Raw genomic sequence first — 11290 nt, forward strand, 5'->3', positions numbered from 1 at the left:
TCTGGCCACAAAAGCGTTCTGACCACAACCGCCATTGCCACAAAACGCCCCTGAGCGACACGCTCGAAGCCCGACCACCTCAAGGCTGTTTACCAGTAAACTCTCTCCCCTTTCGCCGCTGTCATTTTTCCTCGCGGCCATTACCTTATTTCCTACGGAGTTCGCCTTGCGTCTGTTTCACACCTCCGACTGGCACCTTGGGCAGAACCTGCACGGCCAGGACCGTGATTTCGAGCACGGCTGTTTTCTCGAGTGGCTGTTGCGCCAACTCAAATCGGATCAGCCGGATGTACTGCTGATCGCCGGCGATATCTTCGACACGGTCAACCCGCCGGTCAAAGCCCAGGAACGCCTCTACGATTTCATCGTCAGCGCCCACGAACAGCAGCCGAAGCTGACCATCGTGATGATCGCCGGCAACCACGATTCCGGTTCGCGTATCGAACTGCCCGCGCCCTTGATGCGCCGTTTGCGCACCCACGCCCTGGGTCGAGTGTTGTGGCTCGACGATGGCCAACTGGACGCCGAGCGCCTGCTGCTGCCGCTGCCGGACGCCAAGGGCAAGACCGTCGCCTGGTGCCTGGCGCTGCCGTTCCTGCGCCCTGCCGAAGTCACCGGCGCGCACCTGGGCGACAACTACCTGCGGGGCATCGGCCAGGTTCACGAATGGCTGATCGAGGCGGCCAACGCCAAGCGCAAGAAGGGCCAGGCGCTGATCGCCATCAGCCACGCGCACATGGCCGGTGGTTCGGTGTCGGAAGACTCCGAGCGCAGCCTGATCATCGGCAATGCCGAAGCCCTGCCCGCCAGCCTGTTCGGGCCGAGCATCAGCTACGTCGCCCTTGGCCATTTGCACAAGCCGCAGAAGGTCAACGGCGAGGAGCGGATTCGCTACAGCGGCTCGCCGATTCCGTTGTCGTTCTCCGAGATCGGTTATCAGCATCAGATCCTCGACATCCAACTCGACGGCGAAACCCTGGTCAGCGTCGAACCCAAGCTCATCCCGCGGGCGGTGAACCTGCAACGCCTCGGCCCCGCGCCGCTGGCGGAGATCCTGTTGCAACTGGCGGACCTGCCGAACATCGACCTGCTGGCCGACTACCAGCGCCAGCCCTGGCTGGAAGTGCGGGTACGCCTGGACGAGCCGCAACCGGACTTGCGCCACCAGGTGGAAACCGCCCTGCAAGGCAAGGCCGTGCGTCTGGTGCGCATCGCCGCCGAGTATGCCGGCACCGGTCGCAACAATAACGACGACGGCGCCACCCTGATCGAACTGGACCAGCTCACCCCTCAGGAATTGTTCAGCCGCGCCTGGCTCGACAACTACGGCAGCGAGGTCGACGAGCAGACCCTCAAGGACTTCGCCGAGCTGTTGCAAGACGTGCAGATGGAGAGCGAACAGCCATGAAGATCCTCGCCATTCGCCTGAAGAACCTCGCCTCGCTGGCCGGCCCGTTCGAGATCGATTTCACCGCCGAGCCCCTGGCCAGCGCCGGCCTGTTCGCCATCACCGGCCCGACCGGCGCCGGCAAGAGCACCCTGCTCGATGCCTTGTGCCTGGCGCTGTTCGGTACCGTGCCGCGACTCAACAGTGTCCAGGCCTCGGCCAAGGCGCCGGACGTCGACGGCGAAATCGGCACCGGCGACCCGCGCACACTGTTGCGACGCGGCACCGGTGACGGTTATGCGGAAGTGGATTTCGTCGGCATCGACGGCCGCCGCTATCGCGCGCGCTGGGAAGCCAATCGCGCCCGGGACAAAGCCGCCGGCCGACTGCAGGCCAGTCGCCAAAGCCTGCGCGACATTGATGAAGACCAACTGCTGGCCAGTCAAAAGTTGGAATTCAAAAGCAGGATCGAAGCGGTGCTGGGCCTGAACTTCGAACAGTTCACCCGCGCCGTGCTGCTGGCGCAAAGCGAATTCAGCGCCTTCCTCAAGGCCGATGACAACGACCGCAGCGAACTGCTGGAAAAGCTCACCGACACCGCGCTCTACACCCGCCTGGGCCGCCGCGCCTTCGACAAGACCAAGGAAGCCCGCGAAGCCCACAAGCTGCTACAGGACCAGGCCAGCGGCATCACCCCCCTGGCGCCTGAAGCCCGGGCGGAACTGGACGAACGTTTCAACAGCGCGCAACAGCAATTGAAATTGCAGCAGGCGCAACTCAAGCAACTTGAGCTGCAGCACACCTGGCTCAAGGAACTGCGCCAGTTGCAGGACGCGCAACACAGCGCCACCGAGCAACTGCAATCGGCACAGAGCCATTGGCAGGGGCTGGCCGACGAACGCCTGAAGCTGACCCGCCTGGAGCAATTGGCGCCACAGCGGCACCAGTTCGCCCGCAAGGCGCAGATCGATGCGCTGTTGACACCGTTGGCCGAGCAGATCGCCCAACATACCCGGCAGCATGGTGAACTCAGCGAACGGCAGACCCAGTTGGAGCAACAACTGGACACCGCCCGCACGGCACTGGCCCAGGCACAACAGCGACAAACCGACAGCACGCCGCTGCTGCGCCAGGCCTTCGACGCCCAAAGCACCCTCGCCCGCCTGGCCAAGGAGACCGCGCACAGCGCTGAAACCCGGCAGCAGGCCGAACAGGCCTGCACACAGGGCCAGGCAACGATTCAGGGTCTGCAGGCGCGACACACTCAAGTTGCCGAACACCTGCAACGCATCGCCGGGGAACTTGCGCAAAGTGCTCACCTGGCGCCCTTGAGCGATGCCTGGAGCGCCTACCGCGATCGCCTGCAACAACTGATGTTGATCGGCAATCGGCTGAATCAGGGCCAGGCCGAACTGGCCAGTCTCGAACAAACCGCCACTACCACGGCGCAGACCCTGGCCACGCACAAACAGCAATTGGAAGTGTTGTTCAAAGAAGCCGATGCCGAACCGGATGCGGTCGCCGAACAGATCGGCATTCTGGGCACCCTGTTGCAGGACAACCGCAAGCACCTGCGGGCTATCGAGGACCTGACGCGCCTGTGGGGCAGTCGCCAGGAACTGGACAAACGCGAGGCCGAGTTGCAACAGCGCCAGCTCAGCGCCCAACAGGAGCGCGAGCGCCTGACCCAGGACGGGGTCAAGACCAAGGCCGAACTCATCGTCGCCGAGCAGACCCTCAGCGTCACCCGCGAACTGCTAGAACGCCAGCGCCTGGCCCGCAGCGCCAGCGTCGAGGAACTGCGCGCGCAGTTGCAGGATGATCAGCCGTGCCCGGTGTGCGGCAGCAACGAGCACCCCTATCATCAACCCGAAGCACTGCTGCAAAGCCTCGGACGTTTTGATGAAAGCGAACAGGCCAACGCGCAGAAAGCCGTCGACCTGCTCAAGGAAAAGCTCATTGACCTGCGCGCCGAAGTCGGTGGCGTCATCGCCCAGCAAAAGGAACTGCTGCAACAGCAGGAACAACTGGCGGCCCAGCAACAAGCCCTGGCGCCGAGCCTCGAGGCGCACCCGCTGAGCCCGGCGCTGCTGGATCAGGACGCCGATCAGCGTGACGCCTGGCTGGCCCGGCAAAACAGCCAGCTGAATCAGAGCATCAGCCAGGATGAACAGCGGCAAACTGCCCTGCTCACCCTGCAACAGAACGCCGCGCGACTGACCCAGCAACTGCGTCAGGCCGAGACTGCGCATCAGCAGGCAGCGCGGCACCTGGACAATCAACAGCGCGAACTGGGCAACGACCGTCAGCGCCTGGACGAAGAGCTCGCTGCCTTCGCCAACCTGCTGCCGGCCGACACCCTGCAAGCGCTGCGCGACGAGCCGGCCGCCACTTTCATGCAACTCGATCGGCAGATCACCGAGCGCCTGACGCAGCTCGAGCAACAAAAGGAAGAGCTGGCCGAACAGCAACAGCGCCAGCAGACCCTGGACAAAGAACAGGATCGTCAGCAGGCCCGCGTGCAGCAGCTGCAAGCCGCCGAACTTCAGTTCAATACCCTGGCCGAGCAACAACAGGCGAGCCAGCACACGCTCGCGCAATTACTGGGCGAGCATGCCACCGCCGAACAATGGCAGCAGCAACTGGAGCGAGATGTGGATAGCGCGCGAAGCGCCGAAACCACCACCGCCCAGACACTGCAAGAGGTTGTGACGCAACGGGTGCAAGTCGCCGCCGAACTCAAGGCGCAGCAAGAGCGCCTGCACGCGCTGGACAGTGAAGCCGCCGAGCTCGCCGGCAAAACCGCCGAGTGGCGTGCCGGCCATCCGGAGTTGGACGATGGCGGTCTCGAAGATTTGCTGCGCATGGACGACCCGCAGGTCAGCGAACTGCGCCAACGCTTGCAGAACAGCGAAAAAGCCATCGAACAGGCCAGTGTGCTGGTGCAGGAGCGGGACAAGCGTTTGCTCGAGCACCAGGCGCAGCACAACGGCAAGCTGGATGCCGAGCAACTCGACAACGCCCTCGCCGAGTTGCACCAGCAGTGCGCCGTCAGCGAACAGTCCTGCGCCGAACTGCGCGCCCAGCAAGCCGAAGACCAGCGCCGGCAAAACGCCAACCAGGCGCTGGCGCAACAGATCGCCGAGGCGTACGTCGAGTATCAACGCTGGGCGCGTCTGAGTGCATTGATCGGTTCGGCCACCGGCGACACCTTCCGCAAGATCGCCCAGGCCTATAACCTCGACCTGCTGGTGCACCACGCCAACGTGCAATTGCGTCAACTGGTGCGCCGCTATCGCCTGAAACGAGGCGGCAGCATGCTCGGGTTGCTGGTGATGGACACCGAGATGGGCGACGAACTGCGGTCGGTGCATTCCTTGTCCGGCGGCGAGACCTTCCTGGTGTCCCTGGCCCTGGCGTTGGGCCTGGCCTCGATGGCATCGAGCACGCTGAAGATCGAATCGCTGTTCATCGACGAAGGCTTCGGCAGCCTCGACCCCGAATCCCTGCAACTGGCCATGGACGCCCTGGACGGCCTGCAGGCCCAGGGGCGCAAGGTCGCGGTGATTTCCCACGTCCAGGAAATGCACGAGCGGATCCCGGTGCAGATTCAGGTGCATCGCCAGGGCAACGGCCTGAGCACCCTGGAGGTGAAATGATCACGCTGTATTCGTTCCGCCGCTGCCCGTACGCGATGCGGGCACGCATGGCTTTGCGCTATGCCGGGATTGCCGTGGACATTGTCGAAGTCAGCCTCAAGGCCAAGCCCGCCGAAATGCTCGCGCTGTCGAGCAAAGGCACGGTGCCGGTGCTGAGCGTCGACGGTCGGGTGATCGATGAAAGCCTGGAGATCATGCGCTGGGCGCTGGCGCAGAACGATCCGCAGGATTGGTTGCTCAAGGGTGATCCGCTGGGCGCTAAGAAGATTGCCGCGCTGATCGAGGAGAACGATCAGGCATTCAAGGTGCAGTTGAATCGCTACAAGTACGCCGAGCGTTATCCGGAGCAACCGATGGAGGCGTATCGCGCCGAGGGCGAGGTGTTCTTGCGCAAGCTCGATGAGCTGTTGGCGGATCGCGAGTATCTGCTGACCGACCATCCAAGCCTGGCCGATGTGGCGTTGATGCCGTTCATACGACAGTTCGCCCACGTCGATCGCGAGTGGTTTGCGCAGACTCCTTACGTGCGTTTGCAGGATTGGTTGCAGCGGTTTCTGGCGTCGGCGTTGTTCACGTCAATAATGGCGAAATAAACACGCCCTTACGCCAATACTTCACACATCCCGATCACCGAACAATCGACATGGAAGGGTCCGAAAAACCCGCTATCGGGCTTGCTCGGCGGGTTGCCGGCCAGCATGCCCATGGCCTTGGCCTTCTCAGTCTCTATGTTGCGCGCAATGTTGTAGTTGGCCTCGATGGCCCGGGCCACCCCGCCGATCGAGCCCTGCCCGATCCCCAGCAAGGAAAAGCCATTGGTAATGAACGCCAGGAAGGCGATGACCAAGAGTTTGCAACGGTTCATGCTCCGCCCACTCCCGCAACGTCAGCCTGATCCGCCATCGCCTGGTGGGCGCGCAACTCAAACTGGATACCAGGGTGCGCGACTTGAATCGGCGGTTCGACGGCTTGCTGCGACTGTGGCGAAAGACTGACAACCAGCACCATGACCAGGTAAAGACCGATAGCCACATAGGCGCCGTGTTTGGCAGAAGTGATGATTGCGCTGGCCATGATGAACTCCGTGGACATGTTTCAGAGCCCACAGAATCGTTCAAAAAAGCATCAGTGACCAACAACGCTTGTCTATAGCGAATATCACCTGCGTTGATCATTAAGGAAGACTATTTCAGTCTTCGATAAAACTCATCAAACGCTCGCGCGCAGCGTCAGGCTCCCCGGAAATGGGCTCGGCAGCGGACAGGATCGGAGTGGAATAGAGGAACAGCAGCACCACGGCCAGACGCATCGCCATCTTGTCGATCCTTTTCTCGGGAAGGAGTCAATAAATCCGCGTCAAATTTAAACCGGTGGCAGGGTGATATCAAGGGCTACATTGATGGCAATTTAATGCTGTCGGAAATGAGCTATGCAGGAGCGACATCACTTCGTTGCTTCACAAGCGGCGAGGCTCGATGGGCCAGTGACTTCGCTCCTGCATAACGGCTACAGGAAGGCAATTTCAGTGTTGGGTCTTGTGATCCAGCGCAGCGTAGAAGTTGGCACTTTGTTGAAGGTATTTCTGGGTGTAGCTCTGGGTGTGGGTTTTTTTGTCGGTGATTTCAGTGCTGGCGCTGGCAGGCAGGGCAACAGTGGCCGAGATGGCGGATGCGGCGATTACGGAGAAGAGATTGAAGTTCATGGCTGTATTCCTCGAAGTCAGTTGGCTTGCTTGCCCGGTGGGGCCGTGAAGCAAACTTAACCCTCGAGGAACGAGGCCTTGAAATGCTTTGTAGCATTACCAGATATCAGCCTCATTGATAGAAAGCTACAGGCCCCGTGAACCGGGGCCTGCGGTCTATTGTCGCAGCAGGAATTTCAAATCGCTCGGGGCGTCCATCGGCAGTTTCTGCACGGTTTTACCCAGCAGACCGGTGCCGGCATCGCGCTCGACCACCACGATCTGGTTGCTTTTCTGATTGGCGATCAACAGGAATTTGCCCGACGGGTCGAGGCTGAACTCCCGCGGATGGTCGCCCTCCACCGTCCGACGTTGCCGTTCCTTGAGGTGGCCGGTGGCAGGATCGATGGCAAATACCAGCAGCTGGTTGGCGGTACCACGGTTACTGACGTAGAGGAATTTGCCGTCCTTCGACGCATGCAACGCAGCACCCGCCTTGTCCGACACCGGTTGCCCGGCGGCCAGATCGACCATTTGGGTCTGCTCGAGCTTGCCGTCGTGATAGTCGAACACCGCCACCTGTGCGCTCATTTCCATGGTCAGCCAGGCGTGTTTGCCGTCGGCGCTGAACAGCAAGTGCCGCGGACCGCTGCCCGGTGGCAACTGGACGAACGCTGGCGTGACCGGGGTCAATGGCAGGTCGGGATTGGCCTTGGGGTCGAAGCGATAGACAAACACCCTGTCCGCCCCCAGGTCGTTGGAAAACACGTAGCGGCCATCCGGTGACGGGATCGTCGAATGCACATGGGCCGACATCTGCCGCTCGGGATTGACCCGGCTGGCTGGGTGGCTGCTCATCTGCACCACGGGTTGCAACCGACCATCGGCGCCCAGCGGCAACACCGCCAGGCTGCCGCCCGGGTCTTCAGCCACCGAGTAGTTGCTGACGAACAGGTGACTGCCATCCACGCTCAGGCTTGAATGGGTCGGCTCGTTGCCCAGGGTCTGCGCCTGATCGATCAGGGTCAGAACGTGGGTCTTGGGATCGATGGCGTAACGGCTGACCCGCCCTACGGGATCGCGCTGGCCCGGTCCGTTTTCGTTGACCACGAACACCTGACGCTGATCCTTGGACAGGGTCAGCCATGACGGGTTTTCGCTCTTGATCACTTGCAATGGCTTGGGGTTGATCTGGCCGGTGGCACTGTCGAAGCTCATCCGATAGATGCCCTGGCTTTGCCCTGCGGTGTAGGAGCCCACCAGCAATTGGTAGTCTTCGGCGAGTGCGGCCTGCACGCCCATCGCACCGATGCTGCCGGCGATCAGCAGCGGCCAGAGGTTACGCATCCTCAGGCTCATCGTCGTCGTTGTCGCCGCTGATGACGTCGCCCAGGCACACCAGTCGGTGCTCGCCCTGGTTATCGCTGATCAACCAGCTTTGCAAGGTCGCATCGAAGGTGGCCGCCTGCAGTTGCGCCGGGGTGAATTCCCAGTGCAGGGCGTTTCTGCCGTCCATGCATTCGATGTGCAGGTTGTCGTCTTCATCGAGGGCGAATTCGAAGGCGTGCAGCCCGTCGATTTCCACCATCCCGCAGTGTTCGAGGGCGTTGAGCAAGGTGTCGGTTGCAGCAGTCATGGCAGTCAATCTTTGAATGGGAAAGACGCAATGATAGCTCAAGCACCACGTCACCTGTGGCGAGGGAGCTTGCTCCCGCTGGACTGCGTGGCAGTCCCCTTCTTCAGGACCGCTTCTCGGCCCAACGGGAGGAAGCTCCCTCGCCACAGTGTTGCATTCGCCTCAAGACTTCCTTGACTGAACAGCATCAGCCCCTATGAGGGGGGATGTGCGCCGTGGTCAGAGAGCGTCGCGCGATGGCTTGCCGTCCACCAGACGCTGGATGCGCAGCGGGTTGGCGTTTTTCAAGGCTTCCGGCAACAGGCTGTCGGGGTAGTTCTGGAAGCACACTGGGCGCAGGAAGCGGTCGATGGCCAGGGTCCCCACCGAGGTGCCGCGGGCGTCGGAAGTCGCCGGGTATGGCCCGCCATGGACCATCGAATCACAGACTTCCACACCGGTCGGATAGCCGTTGAGCAGGATCCGCCCGACCTTCTGTTCCAGCAATGCCGTCAGTTCCGGGAACTGCTCGAAATCCTCTGGTTCGCCAATGATCGTCGCGGTCAATTGACCGTGCAGCCCTTGCAACGCCGCACTCAATTGCGCCTGATCCGCCACTTCCACCACCACCGTGGTCGGGCCGAAGACTTCCTCTTGCAGCACCTCGTCACCCTCGAGCAGCAGGCTGACGTCGGCCTTGAACAACTGCGGCTGCGCCTGTCGACCTTGCTGAGGGTGCCCGGCCAGGCGCTCGATGCCCGGGTGATCCAGCAGCTTCTTCAGGCCTTTTCCATAACTGTCCAGAGCGCCGGCGTTGAGCATGGTTTGCGCCGGTTGATCGGCCATCAGGTCGGCCAGCGATTTCAGGAAACCGCTGAACTCAGGCGAGCGAAGGCCGATCACCAGGCCCGGGTTGGTGCAGAACTGACCGCATCCCTGGACCACCGAAGCCGACAGGCCACGGGCCACGGCATCCATGCGCGTCTGCAACGCCCGGGGCAGCACGATCACCGGGTTGATGCTCGACATTTCGGCGAACACCGGGATCGGCTGCGGGCGCGCCGCCGCCATGTCGCACAAGGCCCGGCCGCCCTTGAGCGAACCGGTAAAGCCCACCGCCTGGATCGCCGGATGCTTGACCAGCCATTCCCCGACACCGCCACCGTAGATCATGTTGAACACGCCGGCCGGCATGGCGGTTTTTTCCGCCGCGCGCAGGATCGCATCGGCCACGTGTTCGGCCGTGGCCATGTGGCCCCCGTGGGCCTTGAACACCACCGGGCAACCGGCCGCCAGGGCCGCGGCGGTGTCGCCACCGGCGGTGGAAAAGGCTAACGGGAAGTTACTGGCGCCGAACACCGCCACCGGGCCGAGGCCGATGCGGTATTGGCGGATGTCCGGCCGTGGCAGTGGCTGACGCTCGGGCAAGGCACGGTCGATGCGCGCACCGTAGAAATCGCCACGGCGCAACACGTTGGCGAACAGACGCATCTGCCCGCTGGTGCGGCCGCGCTCGCCGATGATGCGAGCGGCCGGCAACGCGGTCTCGCGGCAAACCACGCTGACGAACTCATCGCCCAGCGCGTCCAGTTCATCGGCGATCGCCTCGAGAAACTGCGCCCGACGTTCGGCGCTCAGGCCACGATAAGCCGGGTACGCAGCGGCGGCGGCCTTGGCTGCAGCATCGACTTCCTCGGGCGTGGCCTGGATGAAATCATGGGGCAACGCCTCGCCGGTTTCGGCGTCGACGCTGTGCAGTTTCACATCGCCCAACGCGCTGCGCTGACCGCCGATGTAGTTGTGGCCAAGAATGCGGGTCATCAATAACTCCTTAAAGTGTGCCGACTGTGCCGGGTTCGAATACCGCTTCAACCGGTGCGATGCCGTTGATCAATGGCGCGCCGAACTCGGCCTGGCTGATCTCGAACACGTCGCCCGGTTGCGTGCGAATGCCATCGGCGAACGACAGAGTTGCGGTGCCGAAAAAGTGAATGTGCACATCACCCGGGCGCAGGAACTGGCTGTATTTGAAATGGTGGAATTCCAGGTTCGCCAGGCTGTGGCACATGTTGGCCTCGCCGCTGAGGAACTCGTTCTGCCACAGCACTTCACCGTCGCGCAGAATGCGGCTGGTGCCGGCCAGATGCTCGGGCAACTCACCGACCCGCAGCTCCGGGCCGTAGCTGCAACTGCGCAGCTTGGAGTGGGCCAGATACAGGTAGTTCTTGCGCTCCATGACGTGGTCGGAAAACTCGTTGCCCACGGCAAAACCCAGGCGATACGGCTTGCCGTCATGACCGATCACGTACAGGCCGCTCAGTTCCGGCTCTTCGCCGGCGTCTTCGGCGAACGGCGGCAGCGGGAACGGCTGGCCCGGGCGCACGACGATGCTGCCATCGCCCTTGTAGAACCACTCCGGCTGCACGCCGGCCTGGCCCGCTGCCGGTTTACCGCCCTCCACGCCCCACTTGAAGATGCGCATGGTGTCGGTCATCGCCGCTTCGTCGCCGGCCTGCTGGTGCATTTTGTCCCGGGCCGAGGCGCTGCCCAGGTGGGTCAGGCCGGTACCGCTGACCAGCATGTGTGCCGGGTCCGGGTGGTCCAGGGGCGGCAGGATGCGCAGTTGGGCCAGCAGTTCGCTGTAGTCGTGGCTGATGCCCAGGCCAAGCGCCTGGACCTGTTGCTCAAGATTGACACCGGCCTCGATCGCCGCCAGTGCCAGGTCACGGGTGGTGCGGGCGTCCTGCACCTCGCGCACCAGCCCACCCTCGACCACGCCGACCCGGCGCTCGCCGTTACTCAATTCGAATTGAACCAAACGCATGAAATTTCTCCTGTTATTACAAACACCACAGTTCCCTGTGGGAGCGGGCTTGCTCGCGAAGAGGCCGTTACATTCAACATTTTCGGTGACTGACACACCGTCTTCGCGAGCAAGCCCGCTCCCA

At 62.6% G+C, this 11290-nt stretch carries 11 protein-coding genes; 3 read left to right on the forward strand and 8 right to left on the reverse strand.

From position 1 onward, the window contains the following. The first annotated feature begins 166 nt into the window (after positions 1 to 166). From B0W55_RS07935 to B0W55_RS07945, 3 genes are read left to right on the forward strand one after another with little or no spacing between them, the layout of a single operon-like run. Positions 167 to 1408, forward strand: a complete 1242-nt coding sequence (locus tag B0W55_RS07935) for an exonuclease SbcCD subunit D C-terminal domain-containing protein (RefSeq protein WP_077045459.1) — start codon at positions 167 to 169, stop codon at positions 1406 to 1408. Then, positions 1405 to 5046: an AAA family ATPase gene (locus tag B0W55_RS07940; RefSeq protein WP_077045460.1), complete on the forward strand. Its 3642-nt coding sequence runs from the start codon at positions 1405 to 1407 to the stop codon at positions 5044 to 5046. The genes B0W55_RS07935 and B0W55_RS07940 overlap by 4 nt, the downstream gene beginning before the upstream one ends. Then, complete coding sequence (locus tag B0W55_RS07945; protein ID WP_077045461.1) at positions 5043 to 5639, forward strand: glutathione S-transferase; 597 nt, start codon at positions 5043 to 5045, stop codon at positions 5637 to 5639. The genes B0W55_RS07940 and B0W55_RS07945 overlap by 4 nt, the downstream gene beginning before the upstream one ends. Before the next feature lie 8 nt (positions 5640 to 5647). Here the strand turns inward: B0W55_RS07945 and B0W55_RS07950 are convergent, their stop codons facing one another. From B0W55_RS07950 to araD1, 8 genes are all read right to left on the reverse strand, one after another. Then, on the reverse strand, positions 5648 to 5911 hold the full coding sequence (locus tag B0W55_RS07950; RefSeq protein WP_077045462.1) for a hypothetical protein: 264 nt from the start codon (positions 5909 to 5911) through the stop codon (positions 5648 to 5650). After that, entirely contained in the window at positions 5908 to 6120 is a 213-nt protein-coding gene (locus B0W55_RS07955; protein ID WP_077045463.1) for a hypothetical protein, read from the reverse strand. Before B0W55_RS07955 ends, B0W55_RS07950 begins: the two co-directional genes overlap by 4 nt. 115 nt (positions 6121 to 6235) lie before the next feature. Then, entirely contained in the window at positions 6236 to 6361 is a 126-nt protein-coding gene (locus B0W55_RS31090; protein WP_256576238.1) for a hypothetical protein, read from the reverse strand. Between the two features lie 207 nt (positions 6362 to 6568). Then, positions 6569 to 6748 carry a hypothetical protein gene (locus B0W55_RS07960; RefSeq protein ID WP_077045464.1) on the reverse strand — a complete coding sequence of 60 codons (180 nt, stop codon included), beginning with the start codon at positions 6746 to 6748 and terminating at the stop codon, positions 6569 to 6571. A 156-nt stretch (positions 6749 to 6904) separates the two neighbouring features. Beyond that, positions 6905 to 8074 (reverse strand): lactonase family protein, encoded by a 1170-nt coding sequence (locus B0W55_RS07965; protein WP_077045465.1) that lies wholly within the window; start codon positions 8072 to 8074, stop codon positions 6905 to 6907. Further along, entirely contained in the window at positions 8067 to 8363 is a 297-nt protein-coding gene (locus B0W55_RS07970) for a DUF5629 family protein (protein WP_077045466.1), read from the reverse strand. Before B0W55_RS07970 ends, B0W55_RS07965 begins: the two co-directional genes overlap by 8 nt. Positions 8364 to 8582: 219 nt before the next feature. After that, the gene (locus B0W55_RS07975) at positions 8583 to 10163 is read right to left on the reverse strand and encodes an aldehyde dehydrogenase (NADP(+)) (RefSeq protein ID WP_077045467.1); all 1581 of its coding nucleotides are present in this window, start codon (positions 10161 to 10163) and stop codon (positions 8583 to 8585) included. 10 nt (positions 10164 to 10173) lie between these two features. Next, positions 10174 to 11166, reverse strand: coding sequence for an AraD1 family protein (araD1, locus tag B0W55_RS07980; protein WP_077045468.1), 993 nt, complete (start codon positions 11164 to 11166; stop codon positions 10174 to 10176). Positions 11167 to 11290 lie beyond the last annotated feature (124 nt).

Source organism: Pseudomonas sp. KK4 (assembly GCF_001984065.1).
Taxonomy (GTDB): Bacteria; Pseudomonadota; Gammaproteobacteria; order Pseudomonadales; family Pseudomonadaceae; genus Aquipseudomonas.

Coding starts and splice junctions, on each gene's coding strand:
- B0W55_RS07940 (WP_077045460.1), top strand. CDS start 1,405: ATGAAGATCCTCGCCATTCGCCTGAAGAACCTCGCCTCGCTGGCCGGC.
- B0W55_RS07945 (WP_077045461.1), top strand. CDS start 5,043: ATGATCACGCTGTATTCGTTCCGCCGCTGCCCGTACGCGATGCGGGCA.
- B0W55_RS07950 (WP_077045462.1), bottom strand. CDS start 5,911: ATGAACCGTTGCAAACTCTTGGTCATCGCCTTCCTGGCGTTCATTACC.
- B0W55_RS07955 (WP_077045463.1), bottom strand. CDS start 6,120: ATGGCCAGCGCAATCATCACTTCTGCCAAACACGGCGCCTATGTGGCT.
- B0W55_RS31090 (WP_256576238.1), bottom strand. CDS start 6,361: ATGGCGATGCGTCTGGCCGTGGTGCTGCTGTTCCTCTATTCCACTCCG.
- B0W55_RS07960 (WP_077045464.1), bottom strand. CDS start 6,748: ATGAACTTCAATCTCTTCTCCGTAATCGCCGCATCCGCCATCTCGGCC.
- B0W55_RS07965 (WP_077045465.1), bottom strand. CDS start 8,074: ATGCGTAACCTCTGGCCGCTGCTGATCGCCGGCAGCATCGGTGCGATG.
- B0W55_RS07970 (WP_077045466.1), bottom strand. CDS start 8,363: ATGACTGCTGCAACCGACACCTTGCTCAACGCCCTCGAACACTGCGGG.
- B0W55_RS07975 (WP_077045467.1), bottom strand. CDS start 10,163: ATGACCCGCATTCTTGGCCACAACTACATCGGCGGTCAGCGCAGCGCG.
- araD1 (WP_077045468.1), bottom strand. CDS start 11,166: ATGCGTTTGGTTCAATTCGAATTGAGTAACGGCGAGCGCCGGGTCGGC.